Source organism: Haloterrigena sp. KLK7, from assembly GCF_037914945.1.
Taxonomy (GTDB): domain Archaea; phylum Halobacteriota; class Halobacteria; order Halobacteriales; family Natrialbaceae; genus Haloterrigena; species Haloterrigena salinisoli.
In genome coordinates this window covers 1,704,961-1,723,186 of record NZ_CP149787.1, presented here as the reverse complement: position 1 = coordinate 1,723,186, position 18,226 = coordinate 1,704,961, and the positions used below count along the sequence as shown (strand labels likewise).

Here is an 18,226-nt window from a genome sequence, read left to right as displayed (position 1 = left end):
GGGGTCGGCCGCTTAACGGTTCAGCGTGTGAATCGCGTGGCCGAGCGCGTTCTCGGCGGCCTCCATCACCGACTCGGAGAGCGTCGGGTGGGCGTGGACCGTCGACGCGACGTCCTCGAGGGTCGCGCCCAGTTCGATCGCCAGCCCGAGTTCCGCGATCAGTTCGGAGGCCTCGGGACCGACGATGCTGGCGCCGAGGACGTACCCGTCTTCCTCCTCGGCGACGACCTTGACGAACCCGTCCGATTCGCCGGTCGTCAGCGCGCGGCCGCTGGCACGGAAGGGGAACTGACCGACGACGGTGTCGAAGCCGTTCTCCTCGGCCTCGGACTCTGTCATCCCGACGGTCGCGATTTCGGGATCGGTGAAGACGACGGCGGGCATCGCCTGGTAGTCGATCGCCGCGGGCTCGCCGGCGATGACCTCGGCGGCGACCTGTCCCTCCGCGCTGCCCTTGTGGGCCAGCATGGGCTCACCCGCGACGTCGCCGACGGCGAAGATGTGGTCGACGTTCGTGCGTGCGCGCGAATCGGTTTCGATGAAGCCGCGGTCGTCCGTCTCGACGCCCGCGGCCTCGAGGTCGAGCGTGTCGGAGACGGGTTCGCGACCGACGGCGACGAGCGCCTTCTCGACGTCGAGCTCGAGGCGCTCGTCCGCGGCGTCCTCGTCTTCGACGGCTTCTGCACTCCCGCCGTCGGCCGCCGCGTCTGCGGCCGGTTCGGCGACGACTCGAATTCCCCCGCCGTCGTCCCGATCGTACCACTCCGACGCCGTGTAGCCGAACTCGAACTCGATTCCGAGGTCGTTCGCCCGCTTCTTGACGGGCCGCTTCAGATCGTCGTCGTACCCCGGGAGGATCGAGTCGAGCATCTCGATGACGGTCACGTCGGTACCCAGCTTGGCGAAGACGCCGGCCAGTTCCATCCCGATGTAGCCGGCGCCGACGACGACCAGCGAGTCGGGGACGGAGTCGAGCGCCAGCGCCTGTCGCGAGTTCAGGACGGGTTCGTCGCCGAACTCGAAGTTCGGGATCTCGATCGGTCGCGAGCCGGTCGCGACGACGGCGTGTTCGAACTCGAGGGTCTCCGAGCCCTGTCCCTCGCCGCTGTGGGAGACGCGGGCGGTGTGCTCGTCGGTGAAGGTGGCGGTCCCCTCGAGCAGGTTGACCTGATTGGCCTTGCAGAGCTTCTCGACGCCGCTGGTGAGCTGGTCGACGACGCCGTCCTTCCAGTCGACCATGCCCGCGAGGTCGATCGCGGGATCGGCGTGGATTCCCATCGCCTCGGCGTTGCGGGCGTCGTGGGCGACGTCGGTCGCCGTGATCAGCGCCTTCGACGGGATACAGCCGTGGTTCAGACAGGTCCCGCCGTAGGCCTCCTTCTCGACGAGCGTGACGTCCAGATCGAGCTGTCCGGCCCGGATCGCGGCCACGTAGCCCGCGGGGCCGGCGCCGACGATCAGCACGTCCGTCCCGGTGGTGACGTCTCCGACGACCATCAGTTCGCTCCCTCCTCGGTGTGCACGTACGGCGCGTCTCGTGTGTGCGGTAGTTCAACGTACATAATCGGTGAATCGTAAATTGGTGGTGACGAGTCGTGGCTTCGTCTACGCTCACTCGAGCAATAGTAGGCTGGGGTTCTCGAGGTACTCCATGACGGCGTTGGTGAACTGCGCGGCGATCGCGCCGTCGATCAGCCGGTGGTCGAACGACAGCGAGAGGGTCAGCACGGAGCGCGGCTCGATCGACTCATTGCCGTTTTCGTCGGTGACCACGCGCGGTTTGCGCTTGATGGCGCCGATCGCGAGGATGCCCGCCTCGGGGTAGTTGATGATCGGCGTGGCGTACTCGCCCCCGATGGCGCCGACGTTGGTGATCGTGAACGTCGATCCCCGCAGCTCGCCGGGGCTGATCGACCGCTCGCGGGCCTTCTGCACTAACTCGTTCATCTCCGAGGAGAGCTGCAGGAGCCCCTTCTCGTCGGCGTTCTCGACGACCGGGACCATCAGGCCGACGTCGGTCGCGGTGGCGACCCCGACGTTGTAGTAGTCGCGGTAGACGATCTCGTCGCTCTCCTCGTCGATGACCGCGTTCATCTCGGGGTACTCCTGTAGCGCCGCGACGACGGCCTTCATGATGAACGGCATGTAGGTCAGCCGAATGCCCCGCTCCTCGGCGCGAGGCTTGAGTTCCTCGCGGGCCTCGACGAGTTCGGTGACGTCGACCTCGTCGTGGTGGGTGACGTGGGGCGCGCTGTACTTCGACTCGACCATCGCGTCGGCGATCGTCTTGCGAACGCCGCGGAACGGCTCGCGGCGCTCGCGCTCGCCCTCGGCGAAGTCGGTGCCCTTCGTCCCGACCGGTTCGCCCGCCTCGACCGCCTCTCGGTCGGCCTCCTGTGCCCGCCGCTGGGCCTCGGCGTACTCCCGGACCGCTTCCGGCGTGACGAACGCCTCTCCCTCGCGCTCCTCGTCGGTGGGGACGGCGTCGATGTCGATCCCCTCCTCTCGAGCGATCCGCCGAGTCGCCGGCGCGGCGAGCGTCTTCTCGCGGTCTGCGGACTCGAGATCCGCCGGCGGTTCGGTCGTCGATTCGCCGGTACTCGCGGCTCCGGTGCCGGCCTCGGCCCCGGACTCGGTCCGCTCTGCCGTTTCGACTGCAGCGGCGCCGGTCCCGCTCGAGTCCGTCGTCGCGCCCGATTCGGTCGCCGTCTCCGCCGACTGCTGGGGCTGCGTTTCGCCGCCGGCGGGACCGCCGCTCGCGGCGGCCTGCACGTCGGCCGCGGTGATCCGGCCGCCGGGGCCGCTGCCCTCGAGACGCGAGAGGTCGATCCCTTCCTCGCGGGCCATGCGTCGCACGCGCGGTGGCGCGAAGACGCGATCCTGCGGCGTGGCGGTCTCCTCGGCGTCGGCGCCGATCGCTTCGGGGCTGCCGGCGGTTTCGTCGGCTTCGGCCCCGGCTTCGCTCCCGGCCGCGGTCGCCTCCTCGGGCGCGTCCACGCCTTCGGGCTCGCCGGCCCGCTCCTGTTCCTCGTCGGTTGTTTGCTCCGCCTCTTCACCCTCTACATCGAACGAGATGATCACCGTCCCGACGGGGACGACCTCGCCTTCGCCGACGTGTAACTCGCGGACCGTCCCGTTGACCGGCGCGGGGACCTCCACGAGGGCCTTGTCGGTCTCGACCTCCGCGACCGGCTGGTCCTCGGAGACCGTATCGCCCTCCGCGACCAGCCACGAGACCAGTTCGCCCTCCGCGACCCCTTCGCCGACGTCCGGTAGCTCGAACTCCCTGACCATGATCAGAACTCCACGGCGTCTCGAATGCCGTCCTCGATGCGCGCCGGTTCGGGCAGGTAGTAGTCCTCGAGCGCGTACAACGGGAACGGCGTGTCGAAACCCGTGATGCGCTCCACCGGCGCCTCCTGATACAGTAGTGCTTCCTCCTGCAGGGTCGCCGCGATCTCGGCGCCCAGCCCACCGGTCTTCGGCGCTTCGTGGACGACGGCCGCGCGGCCCGTCTTCTCGAAGGACTCGACGATCGTCTCCTCGTCCAGCGGTGACAGGGTCCGCAGGTCGATCACCTCGGCGTCGATCCCCTCCTCCGCGAGGTTCTCGGCGGCCTCGAGGGTCGGTCGAGTCATCGCGCCCCACGTGTACACGGAGATGTCGCTACCCTCCCGACGGACCGCGGCCTCGCCCAGCGGCACCTCGTAGGAGTCGGTCGGGACCTCCTCGCGGAACGCCCGGTAGATGAGCTTGGGCTCGAGGAAGACCACTGGATCGGGGCTCCGGATCGCGCTCGTGAGCAGCCCCTTGGTGTCGTAGGGCGTCGAGGGGACGACGACCTTCAGTCCGGGCTGGTGGACGAACATCGCCTCCGTCGACTCGGAGTGGTGTTCGGGCGCCCGGATGCCGCCGCCGTAGGGTGCGCGGACGACTAACGGGCACGAGAATCGTCCGCGCGAGCGCGTCCGCAGGCGCGCGGCGTGGGAGACGATCTGATCGAACGCGGGGTAGATGAATCCGAGGAACTGGATCTCGGGGACGGGACGCATCCCGTAGGCGGCCATCCCGATGGCCGTGCCGACGATTCCCGACTCGGCCAGCGGGGTGTCGATCACCCGGTCCTCGCCGAACTCGTCGTACAGCCCCTCCGTCGCCCGGAAGACGCCGCCGTTCTTCCCGACGTCCTCGCCCATGACGACGACGTCGTCGTCCCGTTCCATCTCGGTGTGCAGTCCGTCGCGAACCGCCTGCACGAGGGTGAGGTTCTCCGTCTCCGATACGTCCGCGTCCGATTGGGTTCCGGTCTCTGCTGCCATGGTATCACTCCAGAAGCGCGTCGTCGCCGTGGCGTTCGCGAATCGATTCGAAGTACTCGAGTTGCCGCTGTAAGCGCCGGGGCATCCCCTCGTAGACGTGGGCGAAGATCTCCTCGGGATCGGGCCGTTCGATCGATTCGGCGGTCTCGATCGCGTCGGCCACGTCCTCGCGGATCCGCTCCTCGATCGCGTCGACCTGCTCGTCGTCGAGGATTCCCTCGCGGCGCAGGTACGACTCGAGTCGCGGGATCGGATCCTTCGCCTTCCAGCGTTCGACCTCGTCCTCGTCGCGGTAGACCGAGGGGTCGTCCGCGGTGGTGTGGGCGCCGAAGCGGTACTGGACCGCCTCGATCAGCGTCGGCCGCGTCGCGTCGCCGGGGGAGTCGTCCTCGACCGAGTCGGGATCCGTGGCCTTCTGGACGGCCTCGTTCGTGACCTTGTAGACCGCCAGCGGATCCATGCCGTCGACCTGCACGCCCTCGAAGCCGTAGGCCTCGGCCTTCTGTGCTAAGGTGGCGCTGGCCGTCTGGCGCTCGCGGGGCACCGAGATGGCCCACTGGTTGTTGTTACAGAAAAAGACGTTGGGGGTGTCGAAGACCCCGGCGAAGTTCAGCCCCTCGTGGAAGTCGCCCTCCGAGGTGGCGCCGTCGCCGAAGTAACACATGAAGGCCTTCTCCTCGCCTTTGAGCTTCGAGGCCCACGCCGCGCCGGTCGCGTGGGGGATCTGGGTCGCGATGGGGACCGCGACGGAGAACATGTTGACGTCCTCCGGGATGTAGTTGCCCCGCTCGTGGCCCATCCAGTAGAGCAGGGTTCGCTCGAGGCTCAGCCCGCGAACGAGGCCGACGCCGTGTTCGCGGTAGCTGGGGAAGACCCAGTCGTCCTCGGCCAGCGCGTGGGCGCTGCCGATCTGGGACCCCTCCTGGCCCGACAGCGGCGGATACGTCCCCATTCGCCCCTGCCGCTGGAGGCTCACCGCCCGTTCGTCGAAGTGACGAACCAGCCGCATCTGCTCGTACATCTCGACGAGCTCGTCGGCCGAGAGATCGGGGACGTCGGCGCCCTCGAGGACTCGGCCGTCCTCGTCGAGCACCTGTACTCGTTCTCGGGGGTCGCGCTGTATCGTACTCACGGGAAGACCCACCTGTACATACCCTAGTGAACTATCGCTCAGGGTAAAGGAGTTTCCCAAAATAGTTTATTAATAGTGAGATTCTTGCCCGGCACGCCGCCGATAACTGGACACGACTGTACAGTTCTGGTCGCTGACGGGCAGCGAGTTGCGAGACCGGGTCGCGCACGGCAACGAGGCGCAGCCGAGTCACCCACCGATCGCTTCCGGCGACGCGGAATCGGTGAACGGAGCGACCACGACGGACCGATGAGTTCAGCGCGGACGATCCTCGAGAATTCTCGCTCGAGAGGGCGGCGACGACTCCCGTCCGAAAGGGTCGTCGACAGCGGTGAAACCGACGTTTCAACGTTCACAAAACTTATCACAGGCGACACGTGATTCGAACAGACGACTCACTACGAACCGATGGCTCAACGCACCCCTCCACCGAACGCCGTCCGAGAGCGGCTCTCGAACGGGCTGGATCGATTCTCGCTGGGCCTCCAGCGACGCCTCGAGATCGATCTGCGAGCGCTCGCCGCGTTTCGGATCGCCCTCGGCGCGCTGCTCCTCGCCGACCTCCTGCTCCGGTCGCGCCAGCTCGTGACGTTCTACACGGACGACGGCGTGCTCCCTCGAGAGGCGCTGTTCGCCGACTACTCGCCGGTCTACACCCTGCACGCGCTCTCCGGGGAGGCGTGGGTGCAGGCGCTGCTGTTCCTCGTCGCGGGCGCGTTCGCGCTCGCCGTGACGGTCGGCTATCGGACGCGGACCGCGACGGTCGTCTCGTGGCTCCTGTTGCTCTCGCTTCACGCCCGCAATCCGATGGTCCTCAACGGCGGCGACGTGCTGTTGCGGATGCTCTGTTTCTGGGGGACGTTCCTGCCGCTGGGCGAGCGGTGGTCGATCGACGCGCGCCGGATCGACCGGGAGCGCTCGACCGTGGCCTCCGTCGCGACGATGGCGCTGCTGTTGCAGATTCTGCTCATGTACGTGACCAACGCCGTCCACAAGACGAGAAGCGACGTGTGGACGGACGGCGAGGCGCTCGTCCACATCTTCCAGGCCGACCACCTCACGATCCTGCTCGGCAACGTCCTCGCGGACCAGTTCGAACTGTTGCGCGCGTTCACGCACGTCTGGATGGCGCTCATCCTGCTCTCCCCGCTGCTCGTGTTGCTGACTGGCTACCGCCGCGCAGTGTTCGCCACGCTGTTCGTCGGGATGCATCTGGGCATGCTCGTCACGCTTCGCATCGATCTGTTCCCGCTGATCGTCGTCGCGGGGCTGCTCGTCTTCTACCCACCCGTCGTCTGGGACGGCGCGACCGCGCTCGCGGCCCGAATCGGCGTCGCGGACGACTGCCGACGGGGACTTGCCGGACTCCAGCGCCTCGTTCCGACCCTGCCGGTGCCGACGCTTCCCGTCGCGGTCGCTGGCGCCGCCCCGTCGCTCTCGAGTCTCAGAGCGCGGAGTCGCGTCGCGTTCGGGACGGTGCTGCCCTGGCTCGTTCTCGTGCTGGTCGTGCTCTCGAACGCCGAGGCGGTCGATTACACCGAGGTTCCGGATCCCGGTGAACAGGTGCTCGACACGGTCGAGGCCGAGCAGAGCTGGCGCATGTTCGCTCCGGAACCGACGTCGACGGCCAAGTGGCTCGTGGTCCCCGGCGAGCTGGCGGACGGGACGACGGTCGACGCCCGCGACGGGACGGCCGTCGACTGGGATCGGCCGCCGAACGCCGCGGACACCTACGAGACCTCGCGGGATCGAAAGTACGTCATAAACATGCGGTACGCCGGCAACGAGAACCACCGCTCGTACTACGCGAACTACCTGTGTGACCGCTGGAGCCGAACCCACGAGACCGAACTCGAGTCGCTCACCCTCTACGGACTGACCGACAAAGCCCGACCGTCCGACGACGAACCTGACGTCGCCAGGTACGAACTGCTCGAGTACGACTGCTCGGGCGAGTTCGTCCAGAACGAGTGATCTCACCTCCGACCGTCACGTCGGCCAGTCCGACTGACAGGACATCCCACGGCCAGGGCCGCGTACCTGGCGGGAACCGAATCACTCGGCCGCCGGCGTCTGCCCATCGCGTCGCGCGTCCGCTCGCGCCTCCTCGACGGTCTTGCCCTCCCGCAACACGGCGTCGACGAACAGTTCGCCGGCCTTGTACGACGAGCGCACCATCGGGCCGCTGGCGCAGTAGAGGAATCCCAGTTCCTCTTCGGCGACGCGTCGCCACGTCTCGTACTTGTCCGGGTGGTCGTAGCGGCGCACCTCGAGGTGATCCATCGAGGGCCGGAGGTACTGCCCGAGCGTGACGACGTCGACCCCGCGCTCGCGGCAGTCGGCCAGCGTCTGGTAGACCTCGTGGTCGTACTCGCCGTGGCCGAGCATGATCGACGTTTTCGTGTAGATATCGGACTCGCGGTCGACCTGCTCGAGGACGCTCAGGCTCTGCTCGTAGCCCGCCCGGCGGTCCCGGACGGGGAACTGGAGGCGCTCGACGGTCTCGACGTTGTGGGCGATCACGTCCGGATCGGCGTCGATGATCTTCCGGACGAGACGCTCCTCGCCCTGGAAGTCGGGAATCAGCACCTCGACCAGGATGCCCGGATGGCGCTCCTTGATCTCGCGGATCGTCTCCGCGAAGTGACCGGCTCCTTGATCGGGCAGGTCGTCGCGGTCGACCGAGGTCAGGACCACGTAGTCCAGCCCGATCTCGGCGACCGCCTCGGCGACGTTTTCCGGCTCGTCGGGGTCGAGGGCCTCCATCCCGCCCGTCTCGACGTCACAGAAGTTACAGGCTCGAGAGCAGCGATCGCCCATCAGCATGAAGGTGGCCGTTCCGCCCTCCCCGTCGCCCGTTCCGGCGCCGCCGGACCAGCACTCGCCCAGATTCGGGCAGTTGGCCTCCTCGCAGACCGTGTGGAGGTCTCGCTCGCGCAGCGTCTCCCGAATGTCGGTGAACTCCCGACCCGACGGCGGCCGCATCTTGAGCCAATCGGGCTTGCGTGCGCTGCTCATACCCGGTCTCTAGCGGCGAGCCGTGAAAAACGGTGTCCCTCGAGCCACCGGACCGACCCGAACGCGCCGGCGAACACGTCAACGGAAGGATTACTTGGGAGCCGTCGGTTGTAGAACCATGGTCGTTCCCTTGCGGATGGGTTGGCGCCACCTGCTCTTCGAGAACTGGCCGGTCGAACCGTCGCTGCTCGAGGCCCACCTCCCGAGGGGCCTCACCGTCGACGAACACGACGGCCGCGGCTGGCTCTCCGTGATTCCGTTCACCAATGTCGCCGTTCGGCCACAGGGCTGTCCGAAGCGGCTGGGGATCCGGCTGCCCGAGATCAACCTGCGAACGTACGTCCGCCGGGACGGCGAGCCGGCCGTCTACTTCTTCAGTCTCGACGCTCAGGGGATCGCGAGCGTGCTCGGGGCGCGGCTGTTCCACCACCTCCCCTACTACTACGCGCGGATCGCCCTCGAGTCCCGGGACGGTCGAATTCGGTTCTCGAGTCGGCGCAAGCATCCCGGCGCGCGTCCGGCCGCGTACGAGGCCACCTATCGGCCGACGGGAGACCCGATCTCGGCGCCCGACGATCCGCTGGCGCGGTTCCTCGTGGAGCGGTACCGGTTCTACACCGAGGCGCCGGACGGGACGATCCGCCAGACGCGAGTCGATCACGAGCCGTGGACGCTCTATCCCGCGACCGCCGACGTCGAGACGAACACGCTACTGCGGGCGAACGGGTTCGAGATCCCCGAGACGGAGCCGGTGTACTACTACAGTCCCGGGCTGGACGTGCGAGCGGCGCGCAGCGAGTCCGTGTGACCGAAGCGTATCCATACCTTTACGGGAGCGAACGGAATACCGTCGACAATGGCGTTCAGCACGACGCCCGACTGGTTTCACATCAGCGACGAGGACGACATCGTCTGGGAGAGTCGTCCCCACCCCGTCTCGATGGGGTCGCGGCTCCCGATCGGCGTCGCGGTCGCGATCGTCGGCCTCGTGATGGCCGGCTGGACGGCGAGTGACGGCATCGGCTTCCTGACGATCGTCGGCGTCCTCGTCGCCGTCGCCGGAACGGCCCTGGCGGGCGCGCGCTACCTCGTCTGGACGAACACGCGCTACGTGATCACGACCTCGGAGCTCTACAAGAAGCACGGCGTCGTCTCGCGGGACGTCACCCAGTTCCGCCTCGAGCGCGTCCAGAACACCAGCCTCAGCCAGAGCGTCGTCGGACGCGCGCTCGGCTACGGCGACCTGACCGTCTACACCGCCGGCTCCGGCGAACCGGAACTCGTCTTCGAACGCGTCCCCGAACCCGAACTCGCCTCGCGGCTGCTGAGCGACCAGCTCGAGGAGACGGCGGTCTCGAGCGAGGGGACGGCCGTCTGACCGCGGTCGAGACCGAATCGACTCCATCATTCCTCACGCATCGGTACTCCCTCACGATCGGTATCGGCGCGACTGTGCGACCGCCTACCACGGGAACAGCGGCGGCAGGGCGGACGCGACCGCCGACGCCGTCAGTTCGTCGCCGTCCTCGCCGTGGCTCATCACCGGAGCGAGTCCGGCCGCGGCGGCGCCGTCGACGGACCATTCGTAGCCCGCTCGCGTGTGCGGCGAGAACGGCGATCGGAGGTCCTGCTCCTCCATCGCCCACTGGCCGAACCGCTCGTTGGCGTTCTCGTTTCGCCGCCACTCTCCGCCCGAGAGCCGACTGCCTTCCTCGAACTCGGTCTCGTCGCGCTTTCGCTCGTCGACGTAGAGGTAGTGTTTGGGATACGGGCTCGCGTCCCAGGTCCGAGCGAGCGTCGTCCCGTCGGCCATCACCGCGAGCTCGAGGAACGTGTACATCGTCGGCGGCTGGACGATAAACGCGGGCACCGCCTCGACGTCCATCCCCGTCGTCTCGAGGAACTCGACCGGCCCGAGCTCGTAGAACTTCTCGCGCATGATCTCGATGTACGTGTCGGTGCCGCCGAAGACGACGGCGGCGCGGACGCCCTCGACGCCGTCGACCGCCTCGCGGACGGCGTCGCTCTCGAACCGCTTGTTCGACACGTCGGCGGGGAGCTTGTCCTTCCCGTCGAACCAGTCGAGGTCGTCGCGCTCGATGATGTCCCTGACGACGTTCCCCTCGCCCGGTTCACCCTCGACGCCGACGTACGACGGCCGCTCGTCCGCGTTCGTCTCGAGGGCGACGCTCGAGTCCACGACGCTCCGACCGTCGGGCGTGGCGAAGGAGAGTTCGATCTCGTTCGCGAGGCGGTACTGCCGGAGTCCCTCGTCGTACTCCGGGAGGTGCTTTCGCATCTCCCGGACCGTCTCGAGGTCGTCGGGGAGGTCGGTGACGGCGTCGGCGACGAACCACGCGTCGAGGCTCTTCCCGTCGTAGTCGGGCATCGCGCTGTTCAAGGGATCGCCGCCCTCCGAGCTGTTCTCGCTGTGGCCGGGCAGCAGCGTGATCGTCGTCGCCGACGCGGCGCGGTCGGCCATCAGGACCACCCCCCGCCGAACGCGATCTCGGCGTCCGCGATCGTGAGCAGGAACCGATCCGCGGAGAGAGTCTCGAACCGGTACGGCTCGGTCTCGCCATCGCCGAAGTAGAACGCGCCGGCCTCCCCAGCCTCGAACTCCTCGAGAACCTCGGTCCGGACGTAGGCGCCGTGCTCGAACTGGAGGTCCCGCATCGTCGCCGCGAGGCGGGCCCGCCCCACGGGGTCGACCGAGTCGGTCGCGCGGATGTCGTCGACGACGACGTCGCCCCGATACGCGAACGTTTCATCCGCCGAATCGGACGAACCAGAACCGCTGTCGGCCGGGTACCAGCCGATCTCGAGCCGGGAAACCGCGTCGAGGATACCGAGATCGATGTCGCTCGCATCCCAGTAGACGCGACCCGGCGTCGCCTGCGGGACCGTCACCGGCTCGGACTCGGCGGCCGGTTCCCCCGTCAGCCCGTCCTCGAGGAGGTCCGACGGGCGATAGAGTCGGAATCGGAAGGCGATCGGCGCGTCGGTCCCGTCGACCCGGCCCGGTGTGACGTCGGCGACGAAGTACGGATGCGTCGAGAGGTCGAGATCGGTGACGGGCCGCGAGATCGTCGGCGCCGACTCGCCGTCGGCGGCGACCTCGAGGGCGTACTCGCCCTCGGTGACGGCGACCGGCCGGTCCCGTCGGGAGACTCGAGACAGCGCGAGCGAACCGTCGACATCCCACCCGTCGAGCGTCGACTCGAAGGTGCCGAGCGAGAGTTCGTCTATCGCGTCGCCGATACTCGAGTCACCAGTCGCGCGGTTCGACGCGACCGTCCCGAACGCAGCTGCGACGCCGGTTCCCGCGACCGCCGACAGCACGCCGCGGCGCGACGTCCGCCGTGGCTTCTCGTTTTCGGACATGTAACGAGAAGGCGAACATCATCGTCATATTAATCACTTTCCGAGACCGTCGGCGCTCCTCGAGCGTTCGAGCAGGCGCCGCGATGTCCTCGGCGGCGTTCTCTATCCCCTCGTCTTCGCCACCGTTGGGGCAGTCCTCGGCGGCGTGCTCGCGAGTCGGTAGCGGCGGCGGCCTCGAAGGAAACGCCTTTGACCCGGCGCTCCCCGTTTGAGGGTGATGGAGGTCGCCGAGGTTCTCCCCGAATTCGCCGACGCCTTCGCCTTCGAGGAGTTCAACCGAATGCAACGCGAGGCACTGCCAGGGCTGCTCGAGTCCGAGGACAACGTGGTCGCGAGCGCGCCGACGGCCTCGGGCAAGACCGCGCTGGCGGAGCTGGCGATCTGCAAGGCGCTGGCCGACGGCGGCACCGCGCTCTTTATCGCGCCGCTGCGGGCGCTGACGAACGAGAAGGAGGACGACTGGGACCGCTTCGAGGACCTCGACTACTCGGTGTACGTCGTCACGGGCGAGCGGGACCTGAACCCGCGGCGCGCGCGGCGCGCGGACATCCTCGTGATGACCCCCGAGAAGCTCGACTCGGCGACGCGGAAACACGACTCGCGACGATACGACTTCGTCACCGACATCGACGTCTGCGTCATCGACGAGGTCCACCTGCTCGACGCCGATCGGCGGGGCTCGGTGCTCGAGGTGACGATCTCCCGCCTCCGGCGCCTCTGCGATCCCCGCGTCGTCGCGCTCTCGGCGACGATGCCCAACGTCGACGACGTGGCGGCGTGGCTCGACGCCCCCGAGGAGACCACCTTCGAGTTCGGCGACGAGTACCGGCCCGTCGATCTCCAATCGGGCGTCAAGACCTACACGCACGGCGACAACGCCTTCGCGGACAAGTACCGCCGCCTCTATCGCGCCCTCGATCTGGCCGAACCGCATCTGCGGGAAGACGGCCAGGCGCTCGTCTTCGTCTCCTCCCGCCAGGACACCGTCCAGGCGGCCAAGAAGGCCAGAGACGAGATCGCCGAACGCGATATCCCGATGGGCGCCCGCGGCGACTACGACTTTCATACCGACGCGAAGGAACTCGACGACGCAACGCTCCGCAAGTCGGTGCTGGACGGCGTCGCCTTCCACCACGCCGGCCTCTCGAAGAACGACCGCGACCTCGTCGAGGAGTGGTTCAAGGAGGGCCACGTCGAACTCCTCTTCTCGACGTCGACGCTGGCCTGGGGCGTCAACCTGCCCGCTCGCTGCGTCGTGATCCGGGACACGAAGTACCACGATCCGCTCGAGGGGGAGGTCGACATGAGCCCCCTGGACGTCCTCCAGATGCTCGGCCGCGCCGGACGGCCGGGGTACGACGACGTCGGCTACGGCTGGGTGGTCTGTGACGGCGCGGACGCAGACAAGTATCGGCGCCTGCTGCGCGACGGCAAGGAGATCGAGTCCCGCCTCGCCGAGAGCTTGGAGACCCATCTCAATGCCGAGATCGCGATGGGGACCATCACCGATCTCGAGGAGGTCATGGACTGGCTCGAGACCACCTTCTACTACGTCCGCGGCCAGTCGAAACCCGAGGCGTACGACTTCCCGAACCTCCGCGAGCGCGTTCGGAACTGCCTCGAGGACCTCGTCGAGCGCGGCTTCGTCGAGATCGGCGACTCCGCGAATCTCTCGATCGAACCGACGCCGCGGGGCAAACTCGCCTCCGAGTACTACCTGCGACTCGAGACGGCCGCGAACTTCGCGGCCCTCTGTGACCGCGTCGACGAGGGAACGATCGACCTCGAGACCGGTGACATCCTCGAGACGATCGCGACCGCCGAGGAGTTCGACTCGGTATCGGCCCGGCAGTCCGAACGGGACGCGATCGACGCGGTGCTGGTCGGCCAGGAGACCGACGACCTCGAGGCGGGCCAGCGGAAGGTGTTGGCGATCCTCCGGGGAGCGGCCGACGGCTCGACGCCGTCGGAACTGGCCAGCGACGCGTGGGTGATCCGGCGCAACGCGACGCGACTCGTCTCAGCGCTCGGGGCCTTCCTGGATCGGTTCGTGGGCCCCCACGCCGCGAACCTCGCCCGGCGCGTCGAGGCCCGGATCGAGAACGGCGTCGCCGAGGACGCGGTCGGCCTGACGGCCATCGACGGCGTCGGACCGGGTCGGGCGAGCAAGCTCTCGAAGGAGGGGCTGTCGGCCCCCGGTGACATCGTCGACGTCGGCGTCGAGGGGCTCGTCGACGCCGGCCTCTCCGAGGGCGTCGCCGAGCGCGTCTTCGAAGGCGCCCAGTCGCTGCCCGCCCTCGAGATCGACTGGGGGGCGTTCCCCGAGACGATCGCCACCGGCGAGAACGAGGTCTGCGAGGTGACGGTCCGCAACGTCGGCGAACCGGCGCGGGCCGGCATTCGCGTGACGGTCAACGGAGTCGAGATGACCAGCACGAACAGCTACCTCCGCGATACGGACACCGTTCCCGTCGGCGTCTTCGGCGCCGACGCAGACGTTCTCGAGTACACAGTCAGCGTCGCCTTCCCCGAGGAGCCGCTGGTGCCGATCGAAGCGAGTCGGACGGTCACGGTCGAGTGACTCGAGTACCCCCACGGGAGCGGACGGACGGACGGCCGGAACTCGCGCGTCTAGCTACTTTCAGTGACCCGATGGGATATCGTCGCGATGCAATCGCAGAACCGGCCGCGGGATCCGGTACCGGCGATGGACGCGATAGACGCGGAGAGCGCGGACCTCGATCCGATCGCGCTCGGCTTCGCGCTGGGAACCGCGATGGCCGCCAGCGTCGGTCTCGTCGGGGTCCTCTCCCGGTTCGGAATGGCCGAGCGCTGGCGGACGCTGTACGCCGATCTGTATCCAGGGTTCGACGAGGACCGCGGCGGCGCGCTCGCCGGCGTCGCGTGGGGCGGCGCCGACGGCTTCGTCTTCGGTGTCACGGTCGGCTGGCTCTACAACGCGTTCCGGCGGAGCTACTGATCGACTGCCCAACTGCCGTCGAATCGTGCCTGCGCTCGGTAACGCTCTGCGACGATCAGCCGGCCAGCTCGAGGACCGTCTCGCGCAGTTCCGCGGCCGAGTCCGCGATCTCGTCGGCCGGCGAGAGGTCGAGGTCGTCGTGGGCGTCGATCCGGTACGCCACGACCAGCGCGCCGGCCCGCGCGCCGGCCTCGACGCCGTTCTCCGAGTCCTCGACGACGACGCACTCCTCGGCCGGGACGCCGACCTCGCTCGCGGCGTACTCGAAGACGTCCGGTTCCGGCTTGCCCGCCGCGTCGATGTCGTCGGCGCTGATGACGTGGTCGAACGAGCCCTCGAGGTCGAATCGCTCGAGGACGATGTCGATCCACTCGTGCGGGGAGGAGGAGACGAGCGCGCGCTCGACCCCGCGGGCGTCCAGTTCGGCCAGCAGGTCGTGGAGGCCGTCTAGGGCCTCGACGTGCTCGCGATAGATCTCGCGAGCGGTCTCCTCGAAGCGTTCCTCGAACTCCTCGCGGGAGATCGCGGTTCCGTACTCCGCCTCGAGGTAGTCGTAGGTCTCGCGGTAGTTCATCCCGGTCACTTCGGCGACGTCGACGTCGTCGTCGGGGACGGCCGCGGGGAGGAGGTCCTCGGCCTGGAACTCGGTCCAGTAGTCCTCGCTGTTGACGAGGACGCCGTCCATGTCGAAGAGGACTGCACTCATGTGGCCCTGCCTACCCGGGCGTCACGGATAGCAATTTGGCAAGGAGCAACCGGGAGCGGTGGTTCGATCGGTATTGACGGTACGTCCTCTTGGTACTGACCTCTCCGCGTGCGGTGGCGCGCGCTGTCGATCGTGCCTGAGCGAAGCGAGGGCCGATCGATGACAGTGCGCGAGGGATGAGTGAGTGAGCGAAGCGAACGAGCGAATCGGCTGGGGAGGGCGTGGCAACTCCCCGTTGCCACGATAGCAGAACGCTCTCGCTTCTACTCACTCGGGGCTTCGTGCGTACCCAGGACTCTCACACTCTCTAGGCTCGTGCACTTACTCGAGACGAGAGAAACGGGGTACGGATTCCGGCGACTATTAGCCGAACACTTCGCCGCGCTCGTAGGCCATCTCCTCGCTGACCTCGCTCGCGACGTCCGCGCCGAACTCCCGCTCGACGAGCCACAGCGCCAGATCGATGCCCGAGGTGACGCCGCCGGCGGTGAGCACGTCGCCGTCGTCGACGACGCGCTCGTCGACCACGTTCGCCGCGTGGGCCTCGAGGTCCTCGACCGCGACCCGATGTGTCGCGGCGGGCCGGCCCTCGAGCAGGTCGGCCTCGGCCAGCACCATCGCGCCGGTACAGACCGAGGCGACCGTCGAGCCCTCGGTGTAGCACTCGTCGACTTTGTCGGGGAGTTCGCCGTCCTCGACGACCGCTCGGACGCCCTCGTTGGCGGACGTCCACCCGCCGCCGGGGACGAGGAGGATGTCGGGCTGGCCGAGCGTGCCCTGCGGTTCGACGCGCAGGCCGTGGCTCGCCGTGACGAGATCGGTCTCGTCGAGCGTCACCAGCGCGACCTCGAGGTCGGCGCCCGCGTGGGCGGCGTTCTCGAACACTTCGTAGGGACCGATCGCGTCCAGTTCGTCGAAGCCATCGAACAGCACGATCTCGACGGTAGTTTCGGCCATATCGTGACGGTCGATGCCGCGAGTGAAGCGTGTTGTGCCGGAATGGGCACGGGACCGCCGCGAACGTGTACGCGTCACGGGACGAGCCACGCAAGGGAAACACGTTCCCGATATCGCGTTGTGCCTCCGATCCGGCGGTCAGGAACGACCGACTAGCGGCGACGACATCGACATGAAACGACGAACGGTCATCGCAGGGGCGGCGAGCGCTGCGGGCGTACCGGCTCTGAGCGGCTGCCTCGAGGGCGGACTGGACTCGAACAGTGACGGGAACGGCAGCGACGAGAACGGCGACGAGTCGACCGAATCGGCGATCGAACTCGCTACCATCGACGCGCCCGGGAGCGGGGAGGGAACGATTAGGATTCCGAGCGAGGGACAGGTCCAGCTCGTCAACTGTATCCGGATCACCTGCCCGACCAGCCGCGCCATGCTCTCCCGCGTGGGCGAGGCCCGCGACGAACTCGCGACCGCCCACGAGGTCGGTCCCGACGGCGACGTCCACGTCGTGACCGTCGTCGACGAGTATTCCGGTGCGGCGCCGTCGCCGGCGGAACTGGCCGACTGGTGGGCCGAGCAAAACGGCGACTGGACGCTGGCCGTCGACGAGGACGGCGCGCTGTTCGACGCCTACGGGGTCACCGGCACCCCGACGACGCTGGCCGTCGACGGCGCCGGCGAGGCCCACTGGCGCGACGAGGGCGGCACGACCGCGGGCAACCTGGTCAGCGGCGTCGAGGAGGCGCTCGAGGCGTCGGACGGGAGCGACGGCTGAGCGACCGCGGCTGGACGACCGGCGGATCGATACGCCGCCCTCGAGTTTAAATATCAATCCGCGGCCAGACCGCCCATGATCGACGACGCGATCCGCGTGCTCGCGGGCGACTGTACCGTTATCGCCGAGGACGCCGACCGCGAGGAGTACCGCGGCCGGGTGACGACGATCGTCAAACCGGACAACACCGTTCTCGTTCACGACATCGACGGCTACCAGCCCGTCGCGTGGCTGACGCGGGCCGACAGCGTCTCGAGCGACCGCGCGGACGACTTCACGCTCGTCGCGAAGAAGGGCACCCAGACGCTGCGAATCGCCGCCCACGACCGGGACGGCTTCGCCACCTATCCGGCCTCCGCCGCGGGGACCCCTGTCGGCCACTGCCCCGACTGCGGCGCTGCGTTGGTGCGCTCGAGCGGCGTCCACTGCGTCGGCTGCGGGGACCGCTACGGCGTGCCCGCCGACGCGACGATCCGCGACGAGCAGTGCGACTGCGACTGCGGGCTCCCCAGAATGCGCGTCGAACGCGGCCTCGCCTTCAACGTCTGTCTCGACCGGAGCTGCGAGTCCCTCGACGCGGCGGTCCGCGAGGCCTTCGACCGCGAGTGGGACTGCCCGGAACCGGACTGCGACGGCGACCTCCGGATCCTCCGCCGGGGCGGCCTGATCGCCGGCTGCGAGCACTACCCCGACTGCGACACCGGTTTCGCCGTCCCCGCCGGCGTCGTCGACGGCGAGTGCGGCTGTGGCCTCCCCACCTTCGAGACCGCCAGCGGCACTCGCTGTCTCGACCCCACCTGCGAGAAGGGATTGGCGCGGCCGCTCGAGGCCGATTCCGCGGCGGACGACTAACGCCGACGAGACGACAGGGTGGGCCGTCCACTGACTACGGCCCCTGACCGGCCGGCGCTGCGGTGGGTGGGACTGAAAGGGGCTGGCGGTCTCGGGAAGCCCG

The 18,226-nt window shown here is 68.3% G+C and carries 16 protein-coding genes; 7 read left to right on the top strand and 9 right to left on the bottom strand.

Annotated elements, in window-relative coordinates; all coding sequences use genetic code 11:
* Window positions 1-12 precede the first annotated feature (12 nt).
* The 4 genes from lpdA to pdhA all read right to left on the bottom strand — a co-directional run bounded on the left by lpdA (window position 13) and on the right by pdhA (window position 5,451).
* Window positions 13-1,497: a dihydrolipoyl dehydrogenase gene (lpdA, locus tag WD430_RS08435; protein WP_339105579.1), complete on the bottom strand. Its 1,485-nt coding sequence runs from the start codon at window positions 1,495-1,497 to the stop codon at window positions 13-15.
* A 114-nt stretch (window positions 1,498-1,611) separates the two neighbouring features.
* Complete coding sequence (locus tag WD430_RS08430) at window positions 1,612-3,294, bottom strand: 2-oxo acid dehydrogenase subunit E2 (protein WP_339105578.1); 1,683 nt, start codon at window positions 3,292-3,294, stop codon at window positions 1,612-1,614.
* A 2-nt stretch (window positions 3,295-3,296) separates the two neighbouring features.
* The gene (locus WD430_RS08425; RefSeq protein WP_339105577.1) at window positions 3,297-4,319 is read right to left on the bottom strand and encodes an alpha-ketoacid dehydrogenase subunit beta; all 1,023 of its coding nucleotides are present in this window, start codon (window positions 4,317-4,319) and stop codon (window positions 3,297-3,299) included.
* 4 nt (window positions 4,320-4,323) lie between these two features.
* A complete protein-coding gene (pdhA, locus tag WD430_RS08420; RefSeq protein ID WP_339105576.1) occupies window positions 4,324-5,451 on the bottom strand; it encodes a pyruvate dehydrogenase (acetyl-transferring) E1 component subunit alpha in 1,128 nt (375 codons plus the stop codon).
* A 408-nt stretch (window positions 5,452-5,859) separates the two neighbouring features.
* On the opposite strand from pdhA, the gene WD430_RS08415 reads away from it, so the two are divergent.
* Entirely contained in the window at window positions 5,860-7,425 is a 1,566-nt protein-coding gene (locus tag WD430_RS08415) for an HTTM domain-containing protein (RefSeq protein WP_339105575.1), read from the top strand.
* Between the two features lie 81 nt (window positions 7,426-7,506).
* Here the strand turns inward: WD430_RS08415 and lipA are convergent, their stop codons facing one another.
* Window positions 7,507-8,469 carry a lipoyl synthase gene (gene lipA, locus WD430_RS08410; RefSeq protein WP_339105573.1) on the bottom strand — a complete coding sequence of 321 codons (963 nt, stop codon included), beginning with the start codon at window positions 8,467-8,469 and terminating at the stop codon, window positions 7,507-7,509.
* A 118-nt stretch (window positions 8,470-8,587) separates the two neighbouring features.
* On the opposite strand from lipA, the gene WD430_RS08405 reads away from it, so the two are divergent.
* Window positions 8,588-9,277 (top strand): DUF2071 domain-containing protein, encoded by a 690-nt coding sequence (locus WD430_RS08405; protein ID WP_339105572.1) that lies wholly within the window; start codon window positions 8,588-8,590, stop codon window positions 9,275-9,277.
* Window positions 9,278-9,325: 48 nt separating this feature from the next.
* The gene (locus WD430_RS08400) at window positions 9,326-9,847 is read left to right on the top strand and encodes a PH domain-containing protein (RefSeq protein ID WP_339105571.1); all 522 of its coding nucleotides are present in this window, start codon (window positions 9,326-9,328) and stop codon (window positions 9,845-9,847) included.
* Between the two features lie 84 nt (window positions 9,848-9,931).
* Here WD430_RS08400 and WD430_RS08395 read toward each other — a convergent pair whose 3' ends face one another.
* Window positions 9,932-10,951 carry a hypothetical protein gene (locus tag WD430_RS08395; protein ID WP_339105570.1) on the bottom strand — a complete coding sequence of 340 codons (1,020 nt, stop codon included), beginning with the start codon at window positions 10,949-10,951 and terminating at the stop codon, window positions 9,932-9,934.
* Complete coding sequence (locus WD430_RS08390) at window positions 10,951-11,853, bottom strand: hypothetical protein (RefSeq protein WP_339105569.1); 903 nt, start codon at window positions 11,851-11,853, stop codon at window positions 10,951-10,953. Before WD430_RS08390 ends, WD430_RS08395 begins: the two co-directional genes overlap by 1 nt.
* 217 nt (window positions 11,854-12,070) lie before the next feature.
* On the opposite strand from WD430_RS08390, the gene WD430_RS08385 reads away from it, so the two are divergent.
* Together WD430_RS08385 and WD430_RS08380 are read left to right on the top strand one after the other, a co-directional pair.
* Complete coding sequence (locus WD430_RS08385; RefSeq protein WP_339105568.1) at window positions 12,071-14,434, top strand: DEAD/DEAH box helicase; 2,364 nt, start codon at window positions 12,071-12,073, stop codon at window positions 14,432-14,434.
* An 87-nt stretch (window positions 14,435-14,521) separates the two neighbouring features.
* Complete coding sequence (locus tag WD430_RS08380; RefSeq protein ID WP_339105567.1) at window positions 14,522-14,833, top strand: bacteriophage holin; 312 nt, start codon at window positions 14,522-14,524, stop codon at window positions 14,831-14,833.
* 55 nt (window positions 14,834-14,888) lie between these two features.
* Here the strand turns inward: WD430_RS08380 and WD430_RS08375 are convergent, their stop codons facing one another.
* On the bottom strand, window positions 14,889-15,539 hold the full coding sequence (locus WD430_RS08375; protein WP_339105566.1) for an HAD family phosphatase: 651 nt from the start codon (window positions 15,537-15,539) through the stop codon (window positions 14,889-14,891).
* 363 nt (window positions 15,540-15,902) lie between these two features.
* Complete coding sequence (locus WD430_RS08370) at window positions 15,903-16,496, bottom strand: DJ-1/PfpI family protein (protein WP_339105565.1); 594 nt, start codon at window positions 16,494-16,496, stop codon at window positions 15,903-15,905.
* A gap of 172 nt (window positions 16,497-16,668) precedes the next feature.
* Here WD430_RS08370 and WD430_RS08365 point away from each other — a divergent pair, with 172 nt between their 5' ends.
* Window positions 16,669-17,271, top strand: coding sequence for a TlpA family protein disulfide reductase (locus WD430_RS08365; protein WP_339105564.1), 603 nt, complete (start codon window positions 16,669-16,671; stop codon window positions 17,269-17,271).
* Between the two features lie 75 nt (window positions 17,272-17,346).
* Window positions 17,347-18,123 carry a DUF91 domain-containing protein gene (locus WD430_RS08360; RefSeq protein ID WP_339105563.1) on the top strand — a complete coding sequence of 259 codons (777 nt, stop codon included), beginning with the start codon at window positions 17,347-17,349 and terminating at the stop codon, window positions 18,121-18,123.
* Window positions 18,124-18,226: the final 103 nt, after the last annotated feature.

What these genes read in the sequence shown, in the direction of transcription:
- lpdA (WP_339105579.1), bottom strand. Translation starts at nt 1,497, where the DNA reads ATGGTCGTCGGAGACGTCACCACCGGGACGGACGTGCTGATCGTCGGC.
- WD430_RS08430 (WP_339105578.1), bottom strand. Translation starts at nt 3,294, where the DNA reads ATGGTCAGGGAGTTCGAGCTACCGGACGTCGGCGAAGGGGTCGCGGAG.
- WD430_RS08425 (WP_339105577.1), bottom strand. Translation starts at nt 4,319, where the DNA reads ATGGCAGCAGAGACCGGAACCCAATCGGACGCGGACGTATCGGAGACG.
- WD430_RS08415 (WP_339105575.1), top strand. Translation starts at nt 5,860, where the DNA reads ATGGCTCAACGCACCCCTCCACCGAACGCCGTCCGAGAGCGGCTCTCG.
- lipA (WP_339105573.1), bottom strand. Translation starts at nt 8,469, where the DNA reads ATGAGCAGCGCACGCAAGCCCGATTGGCTCAAGATGCGGCCGCCGTCG.
- WD430_RS08405 (WP_339105572.1), top strand. Translation starts at nt 8,588, where the DNA reads ATGGTCGTTCCCTTGCGGATGGGTTGGCGCCACCTGCTCTTCGAGAAC.
- WD430_RS08400 (WP_339105571.1), top strand. Translation starts at nt 9,326, where the DNA reads ATGGCGTTCAGCACGACGCCCGACTGGTTTCACATCAGCGACGAGGAC.
- WD430_RS08395 (WP_339105570.1), bottom strand. Translation starts at nt 10,951, where the DNA reads ATGGCCGACCGCGCCGCGTCGGCGACGACGATCACGCTGCTGCCCGGC.
- WD430_RS08390 (WP_339105569.1), bottom strand. Translation starts at nt 11,853, where the DNA reads ATGTCCGAAAACGAGAAGCCACGGCGGACGTCGCGCCGCGGCGTGCTG.
- WD430_RS08385 (WP_339105568.1), top strand. Translation starts at nt 12,071, where the DNA reads ATGGAGGTCGCCGAGGTTCTCCCCGAATTCGCCGACGCCTTCGCCTTC.
- WD430_RS08380 (WP_339105567.1), top strand. Translation starts at nt 14,522, where the DNA reads ATGCAATCGCAGAACCGGCCGCGGGATCCGGTACCGGCGATGGACGCG.
- WD430_RS08375 (WP_339105566.1), bottom strand. Translation starts at nt 15,539, where the DNA reads ATGAGTGCAGTCCTCTTCGACATGGACGGCGTCCTCGTCAACAGCGAG.
- WD430_RS08370 (WP_339105565.1), bottom strand. Translation starts at nt 16,496, where the DNA reads ATGGCCGAAACTACCGTCGAGATCGTGCTGTTCGATGGCTTCGACGAA.
- WD430_RS08365 (WP_339105564.1), top strand. Translation starts at nt 16,669, where the DNA reads ATGAAACGACGAACGGTCATCGCAGGGGCGGCGAGCGCTGCGGGCGTA.
- WD430_RS08360 (WP_339105563.1), top strand. Translation starts at nt 17,347, where the DNA reads ATGATCGACGACGCGATCCGCGTGCTCGCGGGCGACTGTACCGTTATC.